The following is a 22,317-nucleotide window of genomic DNA, read 5'->3' on the forward strand; positions in this document are numbered from 1 at the left end:
GCGCGCGGGCGACCAGCGCGACATTCTGGCGGGACTCGGCGACGAGGTGCTCGTAACGTTCCCGCGTGACGTTCCCGATCCGCTCCGACACGAGGACACCGCCTCACTCCAGGCAGACACGACCACCCACCGTGGTCGATAAAAAGGTTTACCGCCCAGGCCACCGCAAGCGTGACGCCGTCGGCGGGCGGTGGGCAGGCCCTTTTGCGTCGTTCCGTTACGGCGTCTCCGAAACGCCCATGCGTGACGCCTCACGCGCCCGCCAGGCCCGCACCCGGCACCTGCGCGAGCAGTACACCGCCGAGCGCTGACGCTCCACCCCTACCGTCCAGCCCCGCCCGCACACCGGACACTCGGCCCGCTCGCCCTGCTGGATCGCTGCCACCCGCCGGCGCGTCTGTTCAAGCTCCCGCCACCGCCGTGACCTGCACCGCCCTGAGCAGAACATCGCATCCGGTGCCCTGGTCGGCGGCAGCGGATCACCACACTCCCGGCAGTACCGGCGTGCTCCTGGTCGTGACGCCACATCCCCGATCGTCCAACCAGGTCAGCCCACAGGCCAGCCTTCAAAAACACTCACTGAGCGAGGAGGAGTCGCAGTCCGGTCCCTTCGCATGCATCGACCGTGCGGGCACGCACCCCAGCATCAACTGGTACGGCGTCGCCACACAGCTGATCGGCAACACCGTCGGCGGCGCCTTGACGCACACTCCCATCGTCGGCTCGCGCAGCGAGCTGGCCGTGCTGAGCATCGCGTCGTCTCTGGCCGGCGGCACGCCGATCGAACTGCGGGAGGTCCTGGCCCCGCTCGACGGAGAGGAACTGCGTCTGGTCCTGCGGGCCCTGCAGGAGGCCGTGTACGGCGAGGACTCCCGAGAGCACTGATCCACTGCTATCGGATACCCACTGGTCTTGATCACGACATAGGAGAGCCGGTACCTACGCAATCACCACCCCCTCAGACCATCGACTGACGTCCACTCCAGAGCACCAGCACCTCTCCTACCGATCGAGCACCCACACTCCTCCAGCCCCTCAGATCAGCACCTCAGAACCTTCTGCCATGGGGACTACCCGATGTGTGAGAAGAAGTCGGCATTCCGGCAGCCCCTTGCCGACCGCCTCTGACCTGCTACTTTCCCTGCTCTGAAACCAGCTATTGAGGCATGTTCAGAGGCATGTTCAGAGGCATGCTCAGGGGCAGGCGCAGAGGCACGTGCAGAGGCATGCTCAGGGGCTGTTGCTTGCCATGGTGGAGTGGATCTTAAGAGCCTGGCCGTTGCTCGTCGGCGTGCGGCCGCAGGTGTGCGGGCGCAGGGTAGAGGCATGGCCGCACCGATCACCGTGCACCGGCCGACGCTCTCGGGCGGCCGCCGCGTCTCCGTCCGTACGGACGGCATCGACCGCGACCTGGGCATCGCGTTCTCGGACACCGATGTCGAGGAATTCTTGCGGCGCGCTGGGCTGTCGGAAGGCGCCGCGCTCCTCGATGACCCCGGCTGGGTGGAATGGCGCGGCGGCCGGGAGTGGGTGACCGGCTGACGTACGGGTGCGTGTCCGGCCGTGAACAGGGTTGGGGCAGACAGGGGAGCGGTGTGGCCGTAGGTTGGTCGCCATGGCGGAGACGCAGGATCTGTGGCGGGCGGTGGACCAGCTGGCCTTCGACGTGTCGACGACCGCGGGGAGGACCGAGCGGTGGCATCGGGCGCTGCGGCGCTCGGCCGCCTTGTTGGAGCCCGCGTGGCCGACGCAGTACAGCGGCGGGCCGTTCACTGACGCGCTGCCCACTGTCGCGTTGCTGCTGTACGCGGGCCTCTTCGCGAGCGAGGTGGAGGAGGTGCCGGTGGAGCAGCTCGTCGCCGCGCTCACGCCGCGCCCGGTGGGTGAACCGCAGATCGAGGACGCCGTCCGTGAGGCACTGACGGAGCGCGGGCACGACCTGCAGGACGACTCGCCGCTGTCTGCGCTGGTCCGCCGGCTCACCGCATCCCACCCGCCGCTCGCCTACGGGGCGGGCGGCGTAGAGCTGCCCTCGATGGAGAGCTGGCCCGGCGGAACGACGATGCGTGAGGCGGCACGGTGGGCGGCGCACCGGCTCACCCACCACCTCAGCGCCGACAGCGCCTGATCAGCCCGAGGCGTCAGGCCGCCTGTGGCAGCAGCCCCAGGTCGAGGTCGGCGCTGACCGCAGCGTGATCCGACAGACCCTTGTCCACCGGCACCATGTGCACCTGATAGTCGACCAGTGCCGGGGCCAGGGCGGGGCTGGCCAGGATGAGGTCCTGGCGCCGCGGCACATCGCCGTCACCGAACGCGGCCGTCGGTGTGGCCTGCTGCCCGACCCACCCGCTGGTGTCGATGAAACCGGCCCGGGTGAGCAGCTCCACGGCGTCCCGGTCGGAGACCTCCTCCTGCCCGGGCAGCCGCAGGTGCCCGTTGAGCAGATGCGGCGGAAGCTTGCTCCAGTCCGGTTCGGGGAAGGCCGTCCCGATGGTGTTGATGTCGCCGACGATCAGTGACAGCCGTCCGGGTGCGGCGAGAACCTCCAGCGGGGCGATCTCCCGTGCCCGGTTGCGCGGGTCGAACGGGTCCAGGTGCAGATTCCGGATCTCCAGCAATCCGCCGGTGCCGGGCAGAAGCAGGCTGGCCCAGCCCATGACGTGGTGATAGCGCGTACGGTCCGCGTCCTCGGCGGCAACCCGGACCCGGTCGCTGAGCAGGATCGCGGAGTGGAAACGATGACCGGTCGTCGTCGCGTTGGCCTCCGCGAGGAAGCCCTGAGCCAGACCGAGTTCGGTGACCGCCCGGTGCAGCCGCCGGCGTCCCAGCAGCTCGAAGAAGACGCACTCCTGCAGAGCGAGTACGTCCGGCTGCAGCGACCGCAGGAACGCCATCTGCCCGTCCCACCGGTCACCCGGCCCGAGCCCGGCGTCCGCGTGTCCGGCAAACAGCATGTTGAAGGTGACGACCCGCAAGACGGGGCTCATGCCCGAGTCTCCGGGGTCTGCTCCAGGGCGGCACGCAGCATCTTCACCGTGGCGGCCGCGGCCGCCAGGGCCTCGGGATCCGCGGCCGTACGGGCCGGATCGTCCAGGAGCGCGGCGGCGGCCTGCAGGGCCCCGGCCTGGACGGACACGGTGCGCAAGGCGGCGAGGGCGGCCGCGGCCTGTCCGGCCGGGGTATCGGCGGCAGGGCTCGCGGACTGGGGAATGAGAGAGCTGACGCCGCGTCCGAGAGGCGTGCGAGACGGCTGAGCCGGTGCTGTGGTCACCGCGTCAGTGTGCCGCGTGCCGCGTCCCCGGGCTGGCGTCGGGTCATACCGGCTGCGCGGCCCTTGCATGGAACTTGGCGAACAGTACGATCCTGACCCGCCGGCCCCGCCCCGGCAGGCCGCGGTCGGTGGCGGCGCGCAGCACGGTCAGACCGTCGCGGGACAGGTCCTCGGTGTCCGCCTGCAGGTGCTCGGCCCAGGCCCGGAAGGCGTCGCGGCAGGTGTCGGTGCGCGGTACGTCCGCCTTCAGGGTGCCGTCGGGCATCACGGTCCACTTCAGGGTCGGCAGGCCGCAGGCGCGCCCCTCGTCGAGCGCGTCGATCAGCGTGGCGGCGGCTTCGTGCTGCTGGAGGTACGTCGTCGCGTCGAACATCTCGGCCTCTCCGGTGCGGTGCGCTCTGTTCCTTCAACGAGCCGCAGGCGACCGCGTAGCGACCTCGCCGTCCGTCTCCGGCGGCCGACCGGCAGTTGGGGCCGTTAGGACCAATGGGGGTAACGGCGGCTGACGTCGCGTCGTACGGGGCGGCGCAGGGGTGCCCGATGCGGGCCACCGGTCGTTGACGGGTCTTCCTCGGGGGCGGACGCTGAGGATGGCGCCGAGTGGAGGAGGCGGTGGGGATGGGAGGGCCGGGCGTACCCGAGGAAGTCAACGGCTATCCGCTGCTGGAGGCCGAGACGGTAGTCGAGCCGGAGGAGGACGACGCCGGCACCGAGGAAGACGGCGACGATGGAGCGGGATGAGTCGGGGCGGCGCTGGGCTGAGGCGTATCTGCTGCGGCCCCCGGTACGGCCCCTGCCGGTGACCACCGATCCGTTCTGCTCCGTGCACCCGGACGCCGAGCCGGTGCGTGTGCTGGGGCGAGTGCCCCTGTGCCCGGCCTGCCTGCGCCAGCCCCGCTACGGGGCCCCGGAGTGACCACCGCGGCGCCCCGGTCGGCCGCCGCGCAGTCCTGCGGCATCCGGCGACCGGAAACCTCCCCCTTCCCGGTCGGCGCGCACCGCTGAACCGCGGGCCCGGTGACCGGAAAGGGGGGCGGCAATGGGGGGTGGATGGCGGACCTGCGACGGGCCGGGGTGCGGCAAGACGGTGCCGACGACGAGCGGCACGGGACGCCCACGGCGGTACTGCTCCGAGGCGTGCCGGTCCCGCTGGAGGCGCGTCGCCGCCCGGATACGTCGGCGCCAGGCGCTGCGGGAGGACCGTACGGAGGCCCTGTGCGAGCCGCGGCACGAACTGCGGGCCGCGGCCTACCGGGCGGCGGCCGCCGCCCGGGCCCTGGCCGCCCTCGTCGACGCCGAGGAGGCGCGCGGGGAAGGCGAGATGGAAGACCGCCACTGGCATCCCGAGCGGGCGGCCGCGCTCTACACCCGCGCCGCCCGCACGCTCGCCGAGGCGGCCGAGGACGTCCTCGCGGCCGCGGTGCGCGCCGACCGGACGGCCGGGGACAGCTGGGCAGCCGTCGGCAGGGCTCTGGACGTCAGCGCTGACACTGTCGCCCGCCGCCACCGGCGCGCCGCCCGCCTATCCAACATCAGACCTGTTGCCCCTAATGGCCCTGACCCGGGGTGACCAGGCATTTCAACATCAGACATGGCCCACCGAACCACGGCCCTGTTTAGGTGCCGCCGTAGCGGTGCAGTGCGTCCGCCAGCTCATCCGGGGCCATTGGAGGTGGCTGCTGAGAGGGTGGGCGTTGGTCGAGCACAGCCATGGCAGCCCTGGCGATCTCTTCGGGCTCCGGCACCCGACTGGACCCGAAGGGCCGGCGGTCTGGAGGAAGATTCACGTCGTTGCACATGACTTGAACCTTGGTGCGTGACCAGGTCCACCCCTCGTCTTCGTGCCAGTACAGGTACAGGTTGGCGCCGTCCTCGTCAGCAGCATGCGTGAGGATGATGCCCGCCTGCGAGGACTGGCCGGTCACGCCCCGCGTGCGGCAGTGGTGAACCGTCAGCTCGCCCCTCTCTTCGAGGCAGTGCCGGACCGCGTTGATGTAGCCGGAGTGCAGGTTCGCTGGTCGCATGGCCCGGCCCCTTTCGAACGGTGGTGCTTTCAGGTTCCGCCTTCCGCAGCGGGCCCGCACATGCAGCGGCGCCTCCTTGTCACCCCTGTTGCCTCTAACAGGTCCTACCGGCCCATCGACGGCCCTCCACGCTCCTGGGACGGCGGTGTGTGCTGGTAGGCGGCGGCCGACGACTCCGCGGCTGTCCTGGCCCGCTCGGCGGCCGCGCGCTGTTGCTTGGCGATATACGACCGGCGGGCTTTGGTCTCGTTGTCGTGCAGCTCGGGGTACTTCGTGGCGATCGTCCGGCGCAGGACCTGCTCGGCCTGTCCGGTGGCGACGGTCTTGCGGCTGCGGGCGGCCGCGTCGGTGTACTTGGTGATCTCGCCCTGCAGGCGGGCCAGCGTCTGGGCATCGCGGCGGTCCAGGCGCATCTCAATGTCGGGCAGCCGCTCGCGCATCGTGGCCAGCCGCTCGGTGACGACGTCGATCTCCTTCGGCGCCGGCTGGTCGGCACCGAGGTCGCGGAAATGCCCGGCGAAGTTGCTGTCGCGCACCAGCTTCCATGCCTCATCACGGGCGTCGCGGGCCGCGTTCTCGGCCCGGTTCGCCTCGGTCCGCAGGCCCGCACGCTCGGCCGACAACGCGGAGATGTCGGCCTCCAGCTGCTTCAGGGTGAGCTTGGCGCGACGCCGCTCGAAGAAATTCAGGTCCCGCTTGGGCTCCAGGTACTCGCGCAGGTAGGTGTCCTTCTGCTCTGCCTCTGCCCGCGCGTTGAGTGCCCGGCCTGCCTCCTCGGCGGCCTTCTTCGCCTTCGCCTCCGCCTGGTCCAGCACGGTGGCAGCCGCAGCAACGAACGCCTGCCCGCGGGTCTGCCCGGACGCTTTCTCCTCGGCGAGACGCTCCTCAAGGACGCGGGCCTTCTCCGCAGCCTCCGCCGCGGCGCGCTCGGAGATGCCGGCCGCTTCATGAGCCAGACCGATCACCCGGGCCAGTCCGGCGTCCGACCGCTTGCCGTACGGCCGGTGCTTCCAGGACTGCACGGACGCCATCTCGCGCTGCCGCTGGGTCTCCGCCAGACGCATCTCGCTGGCGGCCCGCTCCCGGGCGTCGTCCTCGTTGTCGGGCTGGAGCTGCACGGTGGGCTCGACAGCGGCCGTGGTGTCCTCACCGGCTTCGGCGGCGAGCCGCTGCGCCTGCTCGTACGCCTCGTGCGCCCGGCCGGAGGAGACGGCGGTCGCCGCCTGAACCCGTCGCCGGGCGGCCTCCGACTCCTCGCGGACCAGCTCGTGCTCGCGCACGGCCGCCTGCTCCGGCACGCGTACGGCCGGGGCCGGCGGTTCGCGCAGCAAGTCCGAGACCATGTAATCGCCCCGGTCCTGTCCGAGGAATGTCGCGAACGCGATGACGGCGCGCTGCAGGCGTTCGGTCTCGGTGCGGGCCTTGCCGAGGCGGGCCTGGGTCTCGTCGTCCTCGACGACCTGCAGGGGTAGCCACAGGTGGTTCTCGGCGCGGCCGCGGGTGATGCCCGGGTAGACGGCGAAGGCGTTCGCGCCGTGCCCGTAGAGCAGGTTGACCTCACTGGTGAGGCCCTGGCTGGCGGCGACGGTCATCGCGTAGCCGAGGGAGAGGGCTCCGGCGCTGATGGCCTTCGGCTCGTACCAGGCGGAGACGTGGTCGCCCGTCTTCGTATCGCGCCAGGTGATCTCGACGCGGTGGTCCTCGTCGATCGCCGTGACCACGGCCCGGTAGCCGTTGAGGACGTCGGGGCCCTCGCCGCGCCTGCTGCGGTAATCGTTCTGGCGCACGCGCACCAGGTCGCCCACGGCGAGGTTTACCTCCGCGCCGCCGGACAGGGCGTAGCGGTGTTCCGCGCCGAGTTCGCCGCGCTGCCGGCGGATCTGCTGTGCCCCCAGGTTCAGCACGTCGACGTCCGTGTTTTTGGCGGCCAGCACGGTCAGCGCGTCGATCAGGTCGTGCGGGTCGGTCCAGCGGCCGCGCAGCTCGTCCCAGGTGGTGAGGATCTGCTCGTGGGCCTCGATAGCGCTCTCGGTCGCGTGGACGCGGCCGGTGTCAGCCAGGATGCGCAGGGCCTGCTCGTGGTCGCCGGTGCGCCATACCTCCAGGGCGGCGCGCTCGGCGTCGTTGCGCTGGCGCCGGTTCTCGGTGAGCGTGAGGCCGCCGACGAGGCGGTGGACCTCCTTGAACCAGCCGCCCGGGCCGATCGCCTGCATCTGCTGCGGGTCGCCGATCGCCACCAGCTTCGTGCCGGTGCGCTGCGCCTCTTTGAAGAGGGCGGCGGCCTGCCGGTCGTTGGCCATGGTGGCCTCGTCGACGACCAGGACGTCGATGCCGGACAGTCCGTTGCCGTCGCGGATCTGTGTCAGCCAGGAGGCGATCGAGCGGGCCGGGATACCGGACGCGTCCTCCAGCGACGTGGCGGCGACCGCGCTCACCGTGGCGCCGGCGTAGGTGTGGCCGGTGGCGTCCCACGCGATCCGGCACGCCTCCATCAGCGTCGACTTGCCGGTGCCGGCCGCGCCGATGTGCGCGTCGATGCCGAGCCCGGCGGTCAGCGTCCGCTCGATCGCCGCGCGCTGTTCGTCGGACAGCGCGAAGCCGTTCGCGACCTCGAAAACTTCCATTGCGCCCGCGGCCTGCTCGGCGGTCAGCTGCACCGCGCCCTCGTGGACTCGCGCCTGGACCTGGCTGATGACGAGTTCCTCGGCGTCGAGGATGTCGCGGGTGGTGTACCGGTCGGTGCTGCTCATCACCGTGGAGCCGACGTGCGGCAGCGCCACGGCGTACCCCTCGACGCGCAGGACGTCGTCGACCAGGTGCTGGAGGTCGGTGAGGTCGGCGCTGCCGAAGCCGTACGGCAGCGCATTGACGACGGCGGCCATCAGCGCGGCGCGGGTGAACTCCTTCCTACTCGCGGTGACGCCGGTCTCGGGGTCGAAGACGATGCGCGCGATCTGGTCGGGCGGCGGGATGCGCGGCCCGCCGGGACCGTCGACGGCTGCCCCGCCGTCGGGGCCGGGCGGACCGGGCGCGGCCTCGGCGACCATCGCGTCCACGTCGATGCCCAGCGTCTCGGCGCGCTGCCGCCAGCTGGCACGCATCCCGGTCGCATCAAAGGCGTGCTTGGCGTGACGGGTCTTCGCGGAGGCGCGCATCTTGTCCTCGCGGGAGGCGTCCTCGCCGACGGTCTCGTTCACCAGAGCCGCGCGCCGGCTGAACGCGTCGCGCAGCTGCTCGGGGATGCCCTCGATCTCCCACGCCCGCGTCGTCTCCGACTGCACGCGCCGAACGCCGAACCGCTCGTACGCGAGCTGGCGGACGCGGGCCTTGAAGGTGGCGTCGAGGACGGCGGCGTGCCGGTAGAGGTCACGTCCGGAGTTGGCGATCGACCGCCACTTGCCGTCCTCACAGAGCGCCAGGTTGGCGATGACGACGTGCAGATGCAGATGCGGGTCACCGGGCTGTCCGTCGCCCATCGGACGCGCGGCGCGGTGTTCGACGGACCAGCCGAGCAGACCGCCGGTCGCGATCCGCACCGGCTCGCCGTCCTCACTGCCGACCGCGTAGCCGACCAGTTGCTCGGCCATGCGCAGCGTCTCGTCCTTCGCCTGGTGGACGATCTCGCGGTACGTACGCTCGTCGAGGTCGGGCATCAGGCCGTCGAGCGTGCTGTCGCTCTTGGTCAGGTCGAGCACGATGTCCCAGCCGCGCACACGGGAGTCGACGCGCAGGTCCTTGTGGCCCCACGCGAACTCGACCGCGTCCTGGCCATACACCGTGTCGAGGTCGATGCCGGTGGCGCGGGCGAGCTTGCCCACGGTCTCGACGTGAAGTCGCTGCGCCTCGCCCTTCCGGTTGACCATCCGCTGTTGCTGCGCGAGAACCTTCTGCTGCTTCGGTTTTCCCTCCAGCAGCGCGGCGGGTTCGACGCCTTGCCCGGCGGCCTTCGCCTCGATGGCGCGCAGCAGAGGAGCGACGGTCAGCGTGGCCTTCTCGTCGGCGCGCACGGACGTCTTGGTGGTGATCAGCCGGGCGCCGGTGGCAGGGTGGCAGCCCTTCATCAGACGGCGGGCCGCGGCCTCGCCTTCGGTGCTCATCACGGTGCCAGCCTTGAGGCCGACAGCGTCCAGGCCGGAGCCGACCCACACCAGGACGCCGTCCGCGTCCGACTCCAGTCGGTAGTCGACCTGGCCGTCCTGCCCAGCCTCGACCTGTTGGCCGGCCCCGTCGACGACGCCGCATCCGGCCTGGCGGCTGAGCCGGTAGTCGACCTGCTCGTCAGCCCTGATCTCCGTCACCCACGCCATCCGGCGGCCCTCCCCGTTCCCGCAGCTTGTGCGGTTGTGCAGTCGTTCGCTCTTCCCGGCCGCGCCGGGGTTCCCCGACAGGGGAACCCCCTTTGTCCATCCCTGTTCTTTGATCTTGCTCTATTCGAATCTGAGTTCTAATCATTCGGGCGGCATCGAGGGTCGTTGACGGTAACTCCGGATCAGCGGTTGACCAAGAAATGGCCTGCGGGGCGCCTGGTTCATGACGGTATGACCAGCCTCAGCGTCTGCCCTGGGAGCGCTGGACGGTTCCGCTCGCGGGCCCGCCAGGCGGTCTGCAGGATGCGCGGCACGCCCCGGAGGAGCGTCCGCGATTCGCGGACGACTGGCGAGATCAGTCACGGACGGTGATTGGCGGGCAGGCGTCCCGGCGCGGCCGACGAGACCGAGCCGGACCCCCGGAGGGTCGTCGCCAGCGTCGGCGACGGTGCGGTTCACGGTCCCCAAAGAGGCGGTCCCCGCGCACCTCGCGGCACTCCGCGCTTTGCCCGTTCTTGATGTTCGCCGGGGGTCGCGATCCGTGTGCGCTTTACCCTTGCTTTGCTCGCTGGTCGGCGCGGTTTGACGGCCGTACGGTCCCCGACGGTATGTCAGGGGGACCGGTCCCCGAACGGCAAAGTCCCCGACCGCTGGGAGCGCGGCCGGGGGCTACGGGAGGCGTTCGGGCGGTGGCACGTCCCCGGTTTCCGGTGCCGGAGCAGGGGCGGCAGCTCAGCACAGAGGCAGCAGCATCGCGTGGAACAGCGGCGCATCCTTGATCCGTGGTCGCAGGTTGCCCAGGGTCTGCCAACCCCAGCTCTCGTACAGCGCGTGCACCTTGGGATGGCCCTGGTCGACGAGCAGCGTGGCGCGCTCTTCGGGGCGGCCTTCGAGCAGGGCATCGTGCAGCTGCTTCGCGGCGCCGGTCTTGCGCCAAGGGGTGCGGACCATCAGCTCGCTGAGTGCGTACGTACGGCTGCCGGTCTCCGCGGTGATGGCCGGGTCGACGTCGCTCAGCAGGCCGCCCCACCACGGGGCGTCGGCCGCCAGCGGGGCGCCGTAGGCGTAGCCGACGGCCTGGTCGCCGTCGTAGCCGACCACGCACGTCCAGCCGGGCCGTGCGCTCCATCCGTCGAGGCCCCGGGCGAAGCGGTCGACGCCGGCGAACGGATCGGACATCGCGGCGTCGGCATAGACCTCGGCGTAAACCTCCAGCAGCAGCGGGCGCAGCTCGGCGGCGTGGCGGTGGTCGTAGCGCCGTATGGCGATGCCGGTGGTCACGGGCGGGGCTCCTGGGAGGTGAGGGTGTGCTGGACGGCGGCGAGCCGGCTGGCGATGCGGCGGCTGTCGAGCGAGGCGTTGTTGAGGGCGGCGACGGTGTGCGCGGCCTGCTCGCGCTCGCCCTGCGCGAGGTGCAGTTCGGCGAGCTGGACGCCGTAGTAGGCGCGGGAGCGGCGCATGGCAGGCGGCAGCAGGTGCAGGGCCTGGACGGTGGCGGCCTGCGCCGGGCGGTAGTGCCCGAGCGCCTGGTGGGCGATGGCCGCCAGCCCCGACAGCTCGCCTGCGGACAGGAACCTCAGCCAACTCGGTGCGGATCCGGCGGCGTCGACGCGGTCGTACGCCTGCTCGGCGGCGAGCAGAGAGCGGGCGGCGCCGGTGCGGTCGGCGGTGCGGGCCCGGCCGATGGCCAGGCGGGCGTGCAGCAGGGCGGCGATGCGCGGGTCCTGGCGCACGCGGCGGACATCGAGGGCGGCGCGGGTGATCTGGACGGCCTCGCGGTGCCGCCCTTCCAGGCGGGCCTGCAGGCCGAGGTTGGACCAGGCGCGGGCGACGGCGGACGGATCGGCGGCGAGCAGGGCGCTTTGCAGCGAGGCGGTGTGCAGCAGCCCGGCCTGGCGGGGCTCGCCGCTGTCGTGGGCGGCCCACCCGGCGGACGCGTACAGGCCGCTGATCGCGCCGTGCAGCCGCCGCTCGACGCGCTCGCCGTAGACGCAGCCGTCCAGGGCGTCGCGCAGCCGTTCCACGTAGGTGGTGCACACGCTCAGCAGCGGGCCGCCGCCGACGGCGAAGAAGTGGGCGTCCAGGCGGCCGATGCTCCGGTCGATGCGGTCCAGGTCGCTCATCGCCAGGCGGCCGCGCACCGGGGTGTCGTCGATGCCCAGGGCGAGCGCCACCGTGGCGGCCACGGGCGCGGTGACGAACGTACGGCGATACATGTCGCCTCCCACCTCCTTGGGTGCCGTCGGGGCGGACCGGCGGACGGCGCTGTGCTTTCCGCGCGGCACGAACCCGATCGCCTCCGGCGGCCGGCCGAAGATGCGTTCCAGCGCCAGAAGATAGACGGTGCACGGCCACCGGGCCTCCCCCGAAGTCCAGCGGCGCACATGCCGGTCCGTACACCGGCCGCGTGCGCCGGTCAGCTCGCCGACCACATCGTTGATTTTGTCGGCGAGGCTGGAGTGGCTGAAGTCGTACTGGAAGAGCAACGCCTCCAGCACGGTGTTGCGCTGTCTGGTCATCAGGGCCCCCGGCCGTGTGGTGCGTGGCCGCGACGGTAGTCCGGATCCGGCGGCCCGCGCGGGTAAAACCGTCCGGTCCCTGGCAGGTAAGTGCCCGGAAAACGTCCGGGGCGCACACGCGGGAGCGGGGGTTGGCTGGGTACCGATACCCGCACCCCGCTGGAGGCCCTCGTGCCGCTCATGACCGCCGCTCCCGGCACACCCCAGCCCTCAACCTCGCCCCCGGCCCCAGAACGCGCTGGCGCCGCCGTGGACGCCATACAGGCCACCGTCGCCCACGTCCTGGCCCCGCGCCGCTATGTCCCCGGCCTGCGCACCGCCCGGCAGCAGCGCCAGGCTCTGGCGCGGCACATCGACCTGCTTGCGCCGATCGCCGAGGAGCGCATCCGCTCGGTGTGGGCCGGCAGCGAGACCGCGCACCTGGTCGTGGCCGGTCTGGCCTGCCTGCGCTACCGGCTCGACCGCGGCCTGCCGATGTCCGCGGACGCCGCCTGGACCAGCGTCCAGGTGCTGGCCCTTCAATGCCGGGCCCTGCTGGCCCTGGCCACCGTCCCCCTGGCCAGCGAGGCCCGGCGGTGATCCCCGCGTCCGCCGCCCCGTACGGCCCGGACGGCTTCGCGGACAAGGTGCTGCCGCTCGATCGCGAGCCGTACCTGGCGCTGGTCAAGGCCGTGCTGGCCTGGTCCAGCCCCGGTCCGGATCTCCAGCCGCGCGACTACGAGCAGATCGCTCACGTGCTTGCCGTCCACGCCCGCGGTCTGGCCGGTGACGTCCAGCGCCGCTGCGCCGGGCTGCCGGCGGACAGCGAGGTGCGGGCCCTGACCGAGGTCGTCCTCGGCGAGGCCGGGCGGCGCCTGTCGGTGCCGCCGCGGGCCACGGTGGCCGGGGTGCAGCACCTGGCCCGGCTCGTACGGGCGCTGTACGAACGCCTCGACCGCCTGGACCCCGCCCCGGCCGCGCCCTGACCCCACCTCGAAGCCGCCGCCCGGTGGTACCTCCCCATGGACCCGGGCGGCCGGAAGCCCTGGCGCCGCACGCCTGTTACGGACTGCGGCCGCCGGGGCTTCCTCCATCGCTGGTCAACACCTGTTGGGCCCGTTACCCCTAACAGGCCCAACCTCCTGGGCCCGGGCGTGCGAAAGGCCCTGCCGAGGGAGCCCGGCAGGGCCTTGGCCGGTGGTGTGGGGGTGTGCGAGGGCCCGCCCCAGCGGTGCGTCTCGTCGGGGCGGGCCTGCCCGTACGGTACGCGAGCCGGTCCGTGCCCGGACACGACGAAGCCCCCGCCCGCGGGGCCGCGGACGGGGGCTTGGGGGTCAGTCCAGGTCCGGCATGACGACCTCGTCGACGATCGTCGGGGGCCTGCCGGTGTAGGTGTAACGGGCAAGGCCGTGGCCGCGCGGGAGGTCGATGGTCCAGGTGCCGGCAGCCGCGTTGTCGACGCGCGCACCGGGCGGCTGGATCCCCATCTCGTGCGCCTCGCTGATGGCGACGGTGACGGCGAAGAAGGCACCGAAAGCGTCGGCGTCGTGCAGGGCAGCGTGTTCCAGGACGGCCATCGCGCGGTCGGAGGGAACGACCGGCCAGCCCTCATCGTCCTCGTCGGGCCCGTTCACGCCGCTCCGGCGGCGACGCGTGCCCGGTCGATAGCGTCCCAGTCGATGTGCCGGGCGCCACGGCGCTCGCGCATGGCGTCGATCTCGTTCCAGTCGATCGCGCCGCCGGCGGCGATGCGCCGCAAGAACACACTCGTCATGGAGACGGTGCCGGGCGGGGTGGCCTCCTCCTTGGGCGCGGCGGCCTCCAGGACGGCGACGCCCCACCATTTGGCCAGGCACGCCTCCAGGTCGGCGGCCTCGGTGGTGCGGGCCTCCGCGTTGAAGCGGGCGCGCTCGGCGGACGGCAGGGCGTCGGCGATGCCGTCGATGGTGCGGGGGATCGGCGCCACCCGCGCATGGGTCTGGGTGCTCATCGGCTTCCTTCCGACGATGTCGAGTGTGCCGCCCCGGGCCCGGCCGGGGCGAGCGATGGACGCAGAACGGCTCCACGGACGGACCTCGATCCTGGCGGCGTCGCCGGGCGGCCGGGCGACGACGGACAGCCGTACGGTGCCGGGCGGGCCCGGCTGCGCCTGCACCGAGTGGAAGGCTCCGGCCGCTCCCAGGGCGTCGGGCTCGAACGCGCTGGCGGGCAGGTCCAGGGAGCCGCCGTGGTGCATCAGCACGGCGATGAGCATCGCGTGCGACATGTCCTCCGGGGCGGGCAGGCCGGTCACCAGTGCCCTCCCTCGTCGCCGATCAGCTTGGCGACCCGGTGCCCGGCGATGTCGTTGATGCCCGCCACGGCAATGGCGACGGCCTGCTTGGCATCGTCGATCAGCAGCTCCTCGACCGGCCACTTCCCGGCGGGCTCGTGCAGCATCCAGCCGTCCGCTGGCAGGCGCAGGGTGGCGGCGAGCAGCAGCGCGGGCCTCGACTCGTCCTCGGGAGCCTGCAGGCGCCGGGGGCCGTCGGAGGAGTACGAGTACCGGTCGGTTTCCCAGTCACGCATGGCGGCGTACGGCGGGCGCACGCCGGGGGCGAGCTGACCGTGCTGGACAGGGGTCTCGACCTCGACCAGGAGGCGGCCGTCCTCCTGCGACTGGGTGAGCCGGACGGCGCCGAGGTCGGGGCGGATACGGACGTAGCCGGGGGACATGACCGGCGGGGTGGCGACCCGCCAGGCCCACACCAGGAAGGCGGCCGGGTCGGTGCGGTCGTCGTCCCACAGGCCGTCGATCCGCTGGGTGAGGTAGCGGCCGAAGCGGGAGTCGAGCGGGGCGCCGGAGTCGCCCATCTCGCGGTCGTAGTCGTCGGCAATGGCGACGAGGGTGGTGCTGGACCAGGTGGTCACGAAGGGCTCCTCGGAAGGGAGGGGCGGGGACGGTTTCGGCGGCCCCGCCTCGGGTCAGCCGTGGTGGGTCAGCGACGGAACGGGTTGCCGAGTTCGCCGTGCACAAGAGCCCGGACAATCTCGGCGACCTGGGAGGCGCCGGCCTGTGAGGCGGGGGCGGCGACCGGCAGGAGGGGGGCGCCGTTCTGGTTGAAGGCCATGTCCCATCCGCTGTCAGTGTGGATGCCGACGATCAGGTTCGCGTCGCCGTGGAAGCCACCGCGCGGGGTGGCGGAGCCGCGCTCGACGATGACGCTGGCGCGCGGTCCGGGCGTGGCGCTCAGCCCGATCTCGTCGGAAGTCAGGGCCTCCATCAGGTGCCGGGCGAGGGCGAGGGCCTCCTCGGAGGTGCGCTCCTTCGCCGGCCGCTCGTACCGGCGGGAGACGACGTCGAGCGCACCGCCCGCCAGGTCAACCGCCCATCCCCACTCGGAGGCGGTGACGCCGTGGCGCTCGCCGGTGGCCCATAGGCCGGTGAGGAGTTCAGCGGCGTGCTCCAGGACGCTCGGGGCGTACAGGGTGCGGTGGGAGCGAGCGGCCTTCTCGATGGCGGTGTACGCCTCGGGGGAGTAGACCGGGCCCGGCGCCGGGGCGCTGCCGGTGGTAGTCATGGTGTCCTCATCTCATGAGTGAGCCCCGGGGCCGGTTTGGGCGGCCCCGGGGCTCATGCTGTCGCCTGTGCTGATCGTGCGGGCGGGAATCGGCCGCACGACCCGGTGGGGGCGTTGGGTCCAACAGGCCCAACCCGTCGGGCCGGTCCGGCATCGGGCAGCAGAAGCGCGGCGGACCTAGAAGGGCGGCTCGAAGTCGTCGTGCGCCGGGTCGGCGTAGCTCGCGCTGCGGATGCGCAGCCGGTAGTCGCAGGCGACGGGCGCCCCGGGAGCGGTGTCGAGTTCGTCGAGCATCATGATCAGCGCGTCCTCGTCGGGGATCTCCACGTGCAGGTACGTGCCGCAGGTGCAGGGCGCGATCAGGGTGAGGACGTGCTGTGCCTCGCCGAGCTGGTCGTGGCGCTGGGTGGCGTGCAGCCACCAGCTGTGGTCGCCGTCGGCGGATCCGAGGGGGGTGACCGCGCACGCCGCGTGCGCGGCGTCGTCGACCGGCGGGTAGCCGGTCCAGGACATGGGCGGGACGGCGGCACCGAGGGTGTCGGGGAACGAGCCGATCATGGCGGCTTCGGCAGCCAGGACCGCCTGGAAAGCAGCCGCCTCGCCACGCTCACGCTGGCGGCTGACCAGGTCGGCACCGGCCACGCGCTGGCACAACGCGACGATCGGGGCCGTCGTCTCATCGGTGGTGCGGTCGTGCCGGACGGCGGGGTGCATTTGGACGACGCTCATGGATCTGTCCTTCCGGGATGGGGACTCCGGTCCTCGCTGCGCCCGGCCCTGGCAAGAGAGCCGGGCGGCTGCGGGAAAGTGCGGATGTCGGTCTTTTCGGCCGGCTCGCACGCGGCGGCGGCCCGAGCGAGCCGACGTCAGATGGTGGCGATCACCAGCGCGGCGACGCCGAGCCATAGGACGTGCCAGGTCTGGTCAATCTCAAAGGCCGCGGTACCGGGCCCGGTCGCGTCTGCGTCTTTGTCGGGCTTGCGTACGACGGTGCAGTGGTCGAGATAGCGGCCGCGCCGGATGGCCCGTACCAGGCCAAGCAGCATGAAGCGGCGGTCAGCCCAGTAGTGCGAGACGGCGTCCACGGCGCTGCCCAGGACAAGTCCGGGGATGGTCACCGGCAGGTGCAGCGTCAGGACGACTGCCGCCAGGATCCCCACTTTGGTCGCCGTGAGGGTGGCGACGTGGCTGACGCAGGCGAGCCGCCCCGGCCACCCCCGGGTGCCCTTCACCTCGGCCTGTGCGCTGGTCTGGACGATGTGGTCGCCGAGCAGATGCCCGATGTAGAGCGCGACGAACACCGCTGCGAATGTGGCTGCGGCCGTCGCCGCGGCGACGGCCGATTTCATGTCGTGCATACAGGCAGGTCCTCCTGGACTGCGCGGTAGGTATTGGGTGCTGCCGCCCGCCCGGGTCGGCCGAGCGGCAGCGAGGAGTCTCAGCGGGTCGGGCCGGAGTGGCCGTGGTGGCGGTGGACGACCTGCACGGTGACGCCGGCGGCGCGCAGTCGCTCGGCGATCTCCTCGGCGACGGCCGGTGCGCGGACCTGGCCGTCGGGGCTGCGGACGTGGACGTCGACCTGGCCGCTGACGCCGAGACGCTGGCGGATACGGTCCAGGGCCTGATGCACGAGGTAGGCGGCGGCCTGGGTCTGCATCACCTGTGCGCGTACGGCCGGGTCGCGGCCGCCGCGGCCCTGCCGGGCCCGCGGGAGCGGGCCGGGCAGAACCTCAGCGTCGACCGTCACGGGCCGCAGGCCCGGCGGCGCATCACAGCGGGCAGCGGCGTACGAGGTGATGATGACGCTGCTCAGCGGCGCGGGCACGGTGCTCAGCGCGCCGTGCGGGCGCCGTCCGCCCACACCGGCAGTCCTCGCAGGGACCGGGCGGTGCGGCCGCGGCCGAGACCGACATGCAGGTAGCGCAGCACGCGGCGGCCCTGCTCGGCGAGCGGCACCAGGTCCGCCCGGGCCGTGAAGCCGCGGAGCCGCTGGACGGCGCTCTTGAGGAGAGCGAGCTCCTCGATGAGCACCGGGAGGGTGGTGGGCTCGCCGCCCTCGGCGACCTGCGCCGCCCCCAGACGCTGGTGCAGCGCCTCCAGGAGGCGCTCGGTCTCGTCGCGGTCGTCCAGCTCGATCATCAGGGAGACAGCGGCCTCCAGGATTTCCTCGACCACGGGCAGGTCCTCGGTCGCCAGGGGAGCGGCGGCCCGGCTGGGGGCTGCGTCGGCCGGCGGGCGCTGGGCAGGGATGGGCAGGCGGTCGGTGGCGGTGGTGGTACGGCGGTCGAGTTCGATCTCCATGGTGTGTTTCCTTTCTGGGCCGCGGGTGGGCGGCCGTCGTGGTGTACGTACGGGTGGTGCGTGGGGTGTCGGCCGTCCCAGGCGGCGGTCAGCCGCCGGGGCAGGCCGCCGTCGGGGAAGGCAGGCGGGGCAGGGGCCGCGCGGCCGGGACGCTGCCGGCCGCGCTCAGTCCGCCCGGGGGTGCAGGAGGCGCGCGGTGGGCTGCACCAGGCGTTGCAGGAGGGGGGTGCGGCGAGCCCAGGTGCGCCACCGGGCCGGGTGGGTGTGGCGCCAGGCGCTGCGGCCCGCGTCGCCCTCGGTGGAATGGCGCTGGCCGATGCCGCAGGAGCACTCCCAGCCGAAGGGCAGAGCCGCGGCGTTGGTGCGGGTCACGACAGCGATGGCCTTGGTGCCGCCGTGGTGCCCGTGGTGCGTGCCGACCCACGCGGCGGGGCCCGCGGCATCGTGGCGCTGGCGGGCGGCGTCGAGCCGCTGAAGCCACGCATCAGCCACGATGCGGCTGTGGTCGAAGGCGAGGTCGCCGGGATCGGCCAGCGGCGCCCACATCACGGCTGCCGCGTCGTCGTCGGCCCGCGCCGTGGTGCCGTCGGGCACGGTGACCATGTAGGCCACGGTGATGAACCGCCCGCGGGGGTCGCGGCCGGGCTCGTCGTAGACGCCGACCAGCGTGAGGTCGTCCTCGACGACGCGAACGCCGGTCTCCTCGGCCAGTTCGCGGACCGCGGCGGTGAGCGCGGTTTCACCTCGCTCCACGTCCACATATCCGCCGGGCAGAGCGAGCTGCCCCGCGTGGGGCGGGTAGCGGCGCTCGACCAGCAGGACGGAGCTGCCGCGGATGCACACCACGTCAGCGGTGAGGATCGTCTCGGTTTCGGTGGTCATGGGGTCCTTTCCTGGAGATAGGGGTGTTGGGTCCAATGGGTCTGACAGGTCGTGAGCTGGAGGAACAGGTGGGCCAGGCTGGTTAGCCGCGCAGTTCGTTGCGGGTGCGGGCGACGAGCCCGCGCGTCTGGCTGGTGATCGCGCGGTGGTCCTGGACGACGGTGCCGCTGTAGTGGTTGTGGATCTCGGGCGGCGCAGCCGCGGTGGCCTCTTTGGCGCGCTTGAACACGCGGCACAGGGCGAGGAGGAAGGCGGTGGGCCCGCCGATGACGAGGCTGACGACGGCCGGTCCGGCCTGGCCGGCGGTCCACAGCAGCAGGGAGGCCGAGCCGCCGAGCGAGACGACGGCGACGCTGCCGGAGAGCATCAGGCCGCTGAGGTCCGTGGCGCGCTGGCTCATCGGGGGCCGGCCGGGCTGCGGGACGGGCGGAGCAGTGCCGACGGCGGGCACGGGGCTGGGGTCGCGGTACGACGTCACCGCGAGCTGCTGGGGCTGGTAGGCGGCCTCGATGAGGCGGCGGGCTTCGGCGGCCGCCTCGGATTCGTCGAGCCGCGGCCCGGGGACGTCATGCTCCACTGCTGATGCTCCTTCGCGTGTGGTGGGGGGAGTGGGCGGGGACCGGCGCTTTGTGACGGGAGGGCCGGTCCCCGTGCCGGTCAGAGGCCGTCTCGGGCCTGGCGGGCCCCGGTGGTTCTCCGAGGCCCTGCCGGTGGGTCAGTCGGCTACGGGCACGGCGCGGCCGGAGCCGTCCGGGCGGGCTACGAGGCCCTTGGCGCGCAGGGTGCTGAGGGTGGTGCGCAGGGAGCCTCGCCGTACGGCGCGGCCGCCGTCCGCGTTCAGCGCGTCCAGCAGGTCCGCCTCGGTCATGCCTTCGGGCGGCAGGAGGGCGAGGATGCGGTCGGCGGTGGACGCCGGCGCCGTCATTTCCTCGGCCGGTTCTGGTACTGCGCCCGCTTCCGGCGATGCCGGATCATCGGGCTGCTCGGCCATCGCCTTGATTTCCTTCGGCTTCACATAGGCCATGAGGAAAAGCCCCTCGCCGGGCGGGGCTTCGGCGCCGTACAGGTCCAGGACCAGCGGGTCGTGCCCTTCACAGGGCGCAATCGAACCGACCCTGCACGTCCGGGCCATACTCGTCGGACGCGGTCCGCTGAGGTGATAGAGCATCCCTTGGGAATTCACCTTCTCAACACCTCTTTTGACCGGCTCGTTGAACCGGCGGATGCGGCGGACCTTGCCGACCTCCTTCAGGATGGGCTGCAAGGCTTCGCCACGCGGGATCAGACCGTCGCCGACGAGCTGCTGCATCATGCTGCTGCTCCAGCGCAGCAGAATGACTTCGCCTTCCTTGAGCATGGCTCGCAGGGTGTCGCTGCCGCCGAGTTCGTCGAGGTGTCCGGCCTGGGCGGCGATGATGATGCCGACGCCCACGCTGCGCCCCGTCCGGCCCAATTCTTTGATGAGCGTGGCGCCTTCGTCGCGAAAAGGCGCGTTTTTTTCCAGAAGGCGGTTGGCTTCCTCGATGATGCCGTACATCAGCGGGTCGGGGCGGTTCAGGACGAAGCCCGAGCGCCCCATCTCGGCGTATTCCTTCATCCGCCGCTCTGCCTCGGCGACCAGGCCGCGCAGCATGAGGATGGTCTCGTACTGTGTGGTGACGCGGGTGGCGACCTGTCCCTTGGCCTCGGGGACACTCTGGCCGTGCTTGAGGTCGGCCAGGTGCACCACAATGCCGGAGCGCTTACAGGCAATCAGGATGGCCTGCACCAGCCGGGATTTCCCCGCGCCGGTGGTGCCGAAGATGGCACCGCGCTGCGCGTTGCCGGTGTCGGGGTCGAACAGGCGGAATTTCAGGGGCTCGGCGTCGTAGTAGGCGCCGAGCACGATGTGGCCGTCCGCGTCCATCAGCAGGTCGTCCGGCCGGATCGGGCGCATGTTCATCAGCGGGTTGGCCGGGTAGATGCGGACGATCGCCTCCCGGCCGACGCCCTGCTCGAAAATCACCCGGGACCGGTCGTCGATTTCCAGCAGGTCGCACAACGCATCGTGGTCGTATCTTTTGATGCCGCCCGGCGGGGTGCGCAATACGTATTCCTTGACGACGGCGGGCGCCATCAGGTCAGCTCCTTCACGGTGTAGGTGTTCGCCTCAACCAGCTCCACACCGGGCATCGCGGTCTGGGCGATCACCGTCCAGGTCTCTTCGTCGTCACTGCCCCTGGCCGTGACGGGCTGCGGGCGCTCGCCGAGGAGCACGAGCTTGACGCCGGCGCCGCGGCCGGGCACCGGCTCTATCGCGATCAGGGGTTCCGGCAGGTCGGTGAGGGCCGACAGGCCGGAGGGCTTGATCTCGGGGACGGGGGCGCCGGGGACGGCCGAGCCGATGACCAGGGCCAGGCACCGGTCGCTGATCTGCTCGTGGGCCAGCAGCACGGTGCCCGGGGCGGGGCCGTCCTCGGCGGCCACCACGGTGGCCCACCAGCGGGCTGCTTCGCTGACGGGCTCCGGCTGGACAGCTACCGGTGCGGGCGTCTCCTCCGGCGCCTCTTCCTCGGCCGTCTCCTCGGCGGCCTCGGCGGCGTCCTGGGCCTTGGCCTCGTCGACGACCATGCGGGCCAGGCGTCCGGGCCGCAGGTACCAGGTGGCGCCGGTCCACAGCGCCACGGCGCTGGCCTGCCCCATCAGCCAGGCGGGGCTGCCGCCCTGGGGGATGAGGTGTTCGCCGACCAGGAGGGCGGCGCATCCGGCGTGCGGGGCGGCGTAGAGGGCGATGGCCGTCGCCCGTACCGTGTGCGGCCCGCACAGGATCTTGAGGTTGGTGGCCAGGCCGATCCCGGCGGCGGCCGCCGCGGCGGCCAGGCCCGGCAGCATCGCCGCGTCCGTGAACAGGCCGCCGGTGAGCAGGGACGCTCCGGCGAGGGTGGCGATACGGCCCGTACGGTCACGTACGCGGTCCAGCATGCTCTTTCTCCCAGGTATCGGGAGGGCGGCCCGGAAGCTCCAGGCCGCCCTCGGCGGGTGGTGGTGCCTCCGGTGCCGCCAGTCGCGCTGGCTACCGGTTGCTGTAGTACGTGCGGTCGGCGATCTGCCCCTGCTTGGTGGTCATGGCCTCGTGCACCGGCCCGTAGTCGGCCTCGTGATCGTTCTTGGCGTTCTCGAAGTCCGAGGCCATTTCCTGGGCCTCGGTGGCCAGGGCCTCGGCGTCGGCCAGGATGGTGCGCGCGGCCGTCGCCGCGTCGACGTGCGCCTCGATGACGGCCGGTTCCACCTTGAGGCGTCCGGCCGTCTCCGCGATCGTCAGGACCTGCTGAGCGCAGCCCTCGACGTAGTCGTAGGCGCCGCGCACGGCCCTGCTGAGGCTCATCATCGACAGTGACGCGGAGGCCAGCCGCGCCGTGATGATGGTGAAGGTCACGGCGTCTTTGGCGCCATCGACGATCTTGCCGCCGATGCGTTCGAGTTCCAGTCCCATGG

At 72.1% G+C, this 22,317-nt stretch carries 28 protein-coding genes; 8 read left to right on the forward strand and 20 right to left on the reverse strand.

All coding sequences use genetic code 11. From position 1 onward, the window contains the following. Window positions 1-516: 516 nt before the first annotated feature. The 3 genes from AB0L45_RS34575 to AB0L45_RS34585 all read left to right on the forward strand — a co-directional run bounded on the left by AB0L45_RS34575 (window position 517) and on the right by AB0L45_RS34585 (window position 2,128). Complete coding sequence (locus AB0L45_RS34575) at window positions 517-885, forward strand: hypothetical protein (protein WP_365847184.1); 369 nt, start codon at window positions 517-519, stop codon at window positions 883-885. A 441-nt stretch (window positions 886-1,326) separates the two neighbouring features. Further along, complete coding sequence (locus tag AB0L45_RS34580) at window positions 1,327-1,542, forward strand: hypothetical protein (RefSeq protein ID WP_365847186.1); 216 nt, start codon at window positions 1,327-1,329, stop codon at window positions 1,540-1,542. 73 nt (window positions 1,543-1,615) lie between these two features. Next, window positions 1,616-2,128 (forward strand): hypothetical protein, encoded by a 513-nt coding sequence (locus tag AB0L45_RS34585; RefSeq protein WP_365847188.1) that lies wholly within the window; start codon window positions 1,616-1,618, stop codon window positions 2,126-2,128. Window positions 2,129-2,141: 13 nt separating this feature from the next. Here the strand turns inward: AB0L45_RS34585 and AB0L45_RS34590 are convergent, their stop codons facing one another. The 3 genes from AB0L45_RS34590 to AB0L45_RS34600 all read right to left on the reverse strand — a co-directional run bounded on the left by AB0L45_RS34590 (window position 2,142) and on the right by AB0L45_RS34600 (window position 3,644). After that, complete coding sequence (locus tag AB0L45_RS34590; RefSeq protein WP_365847190.1) at window positions 2,142-2,987, reverse strand: hypothetical protein; 846 nt, start codon at window positions 2,985-2,987, stop codon at window positions 2,142-2,144. After that, window positions 2,984-3,145, reverse strand: coding sequence for a hypothetical protein (locus AB0L45_RS34595; RefSeq protein WP_365847192.1), 162 nt, complete (start codon window positions 3,143-3,145; stop codon window positions 2,984-2,986). Before AB0L45_RS34595 ends, AB0L45_RS34590 begins: the two co-directional genes overlap by 4 nt. A gap of 169 nt (window positions 3,146-3,314) precedes the next feature. After that, the gene (locus tag AB0L45_RS34600; protein ID WP_365847194.1) at window positions 3,315-3,644 is read right to left on the reverse strand and encodes a hypothetical protein; all 330 of its coding nucleotides are present in this window, start codon (window positions 3,642-3,644) and stop codon (window positions 3,315-3,317) included. Between the two features lie 227 nt (window positions 3,645-3,871). On the opposite strand from AB0L45_RS34600, the gene AB0L45_RS34605 reads away from it, so the two are divergent. The 3 genes from AB0L45_RS34605 to AB0L45_RS34615 all read left to right on the forward strand — a co-directional run bounded on the left by AB0L45_RS34605 (window position 3,872) and on the right by AB0L45_RS34615 (window position 4,841). Then, a complete protein-coding gene (locus tag AB0L45_RS34605; protein ID WP_365847196.1) occupies window positions 3,872-4,012 on the forward strand; it encodes a hypothetical protein in 141 nt (46 codons plus the stop codon). Continuing rightward, complete coding sequence (locus tag AB0L45_RS34610) at window positions 3,999-4,187, forward strand: hypothetical protein (RefSeq protein ID WP_365847198.1); 189 nt, start codon at window positions 3,999-4,001, stop codon at window positions 4,185-4,187. Before AB0L45_RS34605 ends, AB0L45_RS34610 begins: the two co-directional genes overlap by 14 nt. 123 nt (window positions 4,188-4,310) lie before the next feature. Continuing rightward, window positions 4,311-4,841 carry a hypothetical protein gene (locus tag AB0L45_RS34615; RefSeq protein ID WP_365847200.1) on the forward strand — a complete coding sequence of 177 codons (531 nt, stop codon included), beginning with the start codon at window positions 4,311-4,313 and terminating at the stop codon, window positions 4,839-4,841. Between the two features lie 46 nt (window positions 4,842-4,887). On the opposite strand, the gene AB0L45_RS34620 is transcribed toward AB0L45_RS34615, so the two are convergent. The 4 genes from AB0L45_RS34620 to AB0L45_RS34635 all read right to left on the reverse strand — a co-directional run bounded on the left by AB0L45_RS34620 (window position 4,888) and on the right by AB0L45_RS34635 (window position 12,121). Beyond that, window positions 4,888-5,295, reverse strand: coding sequence for a DUF6292 family protein (locus AB0L45_RS34620; RefSeq protein ID WP_365847202.1), 408 nt, complete (start codon window positions 5,293-5,295; stop codon window positions 4,888-4,890). A 104-nt stretch (window positions 5,296-5,399) separates the two neighbouring features. Then, window positions 5,400-9,602, reverse strand: a complete 4,203-nt coding sequence (mobF, locus tag AB0L45_RS34625; protein ID WP_365847204.1) for a MobF family relaxase — start codon at window positions 9,600-9,602, stop codon at window positions 5,400-5,402. 732 nt (window positions 9,603-10,334) lie between these two features. After that, window positions 10,335-10,883: a GNAT family N-acetyltransferase gene (locus AB0L45_RS34630; protein WP_365847206.1), complete on the reverse strand. Its 549-nt coding sequence runs from the start codon at window positions 10,881-10,883 to the stop codon at window positions 10,335-10,337. Continuing rightward, window positions 10,880-12,121 carry a hypothetical protein gene (locus tag AB0L45_RS34635; RefSeq protein ID WP_365847208.1) on the reverse strand — a complete coding sequence of 414 codons (1,242 nt, stop codon included), beginning with the start codon at window positions 12,119-12,121 and terminating at the stop codon, window positions 10,880-10,882. Before AB0L45_RS34635 ends, AB0L45_RS34630 begins: the two co-directional genes overlap by 4 nt. Window positions 12,122-12,370: 249 nt before the next feature. Here AB0L45_RS34635 and AB0L45_RS34640 point away from each other — a divergent pair, with 249 nt between their 5' ends. After that, window positions 12,371-12,700 carry a DUF6415 family natural product biosynthesis protein gene (locus AB0L45_RS34640; RefSeq protein ID WP_365847210.1) on the forward strand — a complete coding sequence of 110 codons (330 nt, stop codon included), beginning with the start codon at window positions 12,371-12,373 and terminating at the stop codon, window positions 12,698-12,700. Continuing rightward, window positions 12,697-13,086: a DUF6415 family natural product biosynthesis protein gene (locus AB0L45_RS34645; RefSeq protein WP_365847212.1), complete on the forward strand. Its 390-nt coding sequence runs from the start codon at window positions 12,697-12,699 to the stop codon at window positions 13,084-13,086. The genes AB0L45_RS34640 and AB0L45_RS34645 overlap by 4 nt, the downstream gene beginning before the upstream one ends. 348 nt (window positions 13,087-13,434) lie before the next feature. On the opposite strand, the gene AB0L45_RS34650 is transcribed toward AB0L45_RS34645, so the two are convergent. The 13 genes from AB0L45_RS34650 to AB0L45_RS34710 form a co-directional block, all read right to left on the reverse strand. Continuing rightward, the gene (locus tag AB0L45_RS34650) at window positions 13,435-13,734 is read right to left on the reverse strand and encodes a hypothetical protein (RefSeq protein ID WP_365847214.1); all 300 of its coding nucleotides are present in this window, start codon (window positions 13,732-13,734) and stop codon (window positions 13,435-13,437) included. After that, entirely contained in the window at window positions 13,731-14,393 is a 663-nt protein-coding gene (locus AB0L45_RS34655) for a hypothetical protein (RefSeq protein WP_365847216.1), read from the reverse strand. Before AB0L45_RS34655 ends, AB0L45_RS34650 begins: the two co-directional genes overlap by 4 nt. Further along, window positions 14,390-15,010, reverse strand: a complete 621-nt coding sequence (locus AB0L45_RS34660; RefSeq protein WP_365847218.1) for a hypothetical protein — start codon at window positions 15,008-15,010, stop codon at window positions 14,390-14,392. The genes AB0L45_RS34655 and AB0L45_RS34660 overlap by 4 nt, the downstream gene beginning before the upstream one ends. A 68-nt stretch (window positions 15,011-15,078) precedes the next feature. After that, window positions 15,079-15,660, reverse strand: a complete 582-nt coding sequence (locus tag AB0L45_RS34665; protein WP_365847220.1) for a hypothetical protein — start codon at window positions 15,658-15,660, stop codon at window positions 15,079-15,081. 177 nt (window positions 15,661-15,837) lie between these two features. Further along, complete coding sequence (locus tag AB0L45_RS34670) at window positions 15,838-16,389, reverse strand: hypothetical protein (RefSeq protein WP_365847222.1); 552 nt, start codon at window positions 16,387-16,389, stop codon at window positions 15,838-15,840. Between the two features lie 137 nt (window positions 16,390-16,526). Next, the gene (locus AB0L45_RS34675; protein ID WP_365847224.1) at window positions 16,527-17,018 is read right to left on the reverse strand and encodes a DUF3307 domain-containing protein; all 492 of its coding nucleotides are present in this window, start codon (window positions 17,016-17,018) and stop codon (window positions 16,527-16,529) included. A gap of 80 nt (window positions 17,019-17,098) precedes the next feature. After that, window positions 17,099-17,521, reverse strand: coding sequence for a hypothetical protein (locus AB0L45_RS34680; protein ID WP_365847226.1), 423 nt, complete (start codon window positions 17,519-17,521; stop codon window positions 17,099-17,101). Next, window positions 17,491-17,961 (reverse strand): hypothetical protein, encoded by a 471-nt coding sequence (locus tag AB0L45_RS34685; RefSeq protein WP_365847228.1) that lies wholly within the window; start codon window positions 17,959-17,961, stop codon window positions 17,491-17,493. Before AB0L45_RS34685 ends, AB0L45_RS34680 begins: the two co-directional genes overlap by 31 nt. A 165-nt stretch (window positions 17,962-18,126) precedes the next feature. Then, window positions 18,127-18,843 carry an NUDIX hydrolase gene (locus tag AB0L45_RS34690; RefSeq protein WP_365847230.1) on the reverse strand — a complete coding sequence of 239 codons (717 nt, stop codon included), beginning with the start codon at window positions 18,841-18,843 and terminating at the stop codon, window positions 18,127-18,129. 82 nt (window positions 18,844-18,925) lie between these two features. Beyond that, window positions 18,926-19,420 (reverse strand): hypothetical protein, encoded by a 495-nt coding sequence (locus tag AB0L45_RS34695; protein WP_365847232.1) that lies wholly within the window; start codon window positions 19,418-19,420, stop codon window positions 18,926-18,928. Between the two features lie 138 nt (window positions 19,421-19,558). Further along, a complete protein-coding gene (locus AB0L45_RS34700) occupies window positions 19,559-20,959 on the reverse strand; it encodes a transfer protein (RefSeq protein ID WP_365847234.1) in 1,401 nt (466 codons plus the stop codon). Next, the gene (locus tag AB0L45_RS34705; RefSeq protein ID WP_365847236.1) at window positions 20,959-21,804 is read right to left on the reverse strand and encodes a hypothetical protein; all 846 of its coding nucleotides are present in this window, start codon (window positions 21,802-21,804) and stop codon (window positions 20,959-20,961) included. Before AB0L45_RS34705 ends, AB0L45_RS34700 begins: the two co-directional genes overlap by 1 nt. Window positions 21,805-21,895: 91 nt before the next feature. After that, window positions 21,896-22,315, reverse strand: coding sequence for a hypothetical protein (locus AB0L45_RS34710; protein WP_365847238.1), 420 nt, complete (start codon window positions 22,313-22,315; stop codon window positions 21,896-21,898). Window positions 22,316-22,317 lie beyond the last annotated feature (2 nt).

The sequence above is a fragment of the Streptomyces sp. NPDC052496 genome, assembly GCF_040679095.1.
Lineage (GTDB): Bacteria > Actinomycetota > Actinomycetes > Streptomycetales > Streptomycetaceae > Streptomyces.

Coding starts and splice junctions, on each gene's coding strand:
- AB0L45_RS34710 (WP_365847238.1), bottom strand. CDS start 22,315: ATGGGACTGGAACTCGAACGCATCGGCGGCAAGATCGTCGATGGCGCC.
- AB0L45_RS34670 (WP_365847222.1), bottom strand. CDS start 16,389: ATGAGCGTCGTCCAAATGCACCCCGCCGTCCGGCACGACCGCACCACC.
- AB0L45_RS34685 (WP_365847228.1), bottom strand. CDS start 17,961: ATGGAGATCGAACTCGACCGCCGTACCACCACCGCCACCGACCGCCTG.
- AB0L45_RS34690 (WP_365847230.1), bottom strand. CDS start 18,843: ATGACCACCGAAACCGAGACGATCCTCACCGCTGACGTGGTGTGCATC.
- AB0L45_RS34585 (WP_365847188.1), top strand. CDS start 1,616: ATGGCGGAGACGCAGGATCTGTGGCGGGCGGTGGACCAGCTGGCCTTC.
- AB0L45_RS34700 (WP_365847234.1), bottom strand. CDS start 20,959: ATGGCGCCCGCCGTCGTCAAGGAATACGTATTGCGCACCCCGCCGGGC.
- AB0L45_RS34620 (WP_365847202.1), bottom strand. CDS start 5,295: ATGCGACCAGCGAACCTGCACTCCGGCTACATCAACGCGGTCCGGCAC.
- AB0L45_RS34705 (WP_365847236.1), bottom strand. CDS start 21,804: ATGCTGGACCGCGTACGTGACCGTACGGGCCGTATCGCCACCCTCGCC.
- mobF (WP_365847204.1), bottom strand. CDS start 9,602: ATGGCGTGGGTGACGGAGATCAGGGCTGACGAGCAGGTCGACTACCGG.
- AB0L45_RS34615 (WP_365847200.1), top strand. CDS start 4,311: ATGGGGGGTGGATGGCGGACCTGCGACGGGCCGGGGTGCGGCAAGACG.
- AB0L45_RS34665 (WP_365847220.1), bottom strand. CDS start 15,660: ATGACTACCACCGGCAGCGCCCCGGCGCCGGGCCCGGTCTACTCCCCC.
- AB0L45_RS34635 (WP_365847208.1), bottom strand. CDS start 12,121: ATGACCAGACAGCGCAACACCGTGCTGGAGGCGTTGCTCTTCCAGTAC.
- AB0L45_RS34610 (WP_365847198.1), top strand. CDS start 3,999: ATGGAGCGGGATGAGTCGGGGCGGCGCTGGGCTGAGGCGTATCTGCTG.
- AB0L45_RS34675 (WP_365847224.1), bottom strand. CDS start 17,018: ATGCACGACATGAAATCGGCCGTCGCCGCGGCGACGGCCGCAGCCACA.
- AB0L45_RS34580 (WP_365847186.1), top strand. CDS start 1,327: ATGGCCGCACCGATCACCGTGCACCGGCCGACGCTCTCGGGCGGCCGC.
- AB0L45_RS34590 (WP_365847190.1), bottom strand. CDS start 2,987: ATGAGCCCCGTCTTGCGGGTCGTCACCTTCAACATGCTGTTTGCCGGA.
- AB0L45_RS34600 (WP_365847194.1), bottom strand. CDS start 3,644: ATGTTCGACGCGACGACGTACCTCCAGCAGCACGAAGCCGCCGCCACG.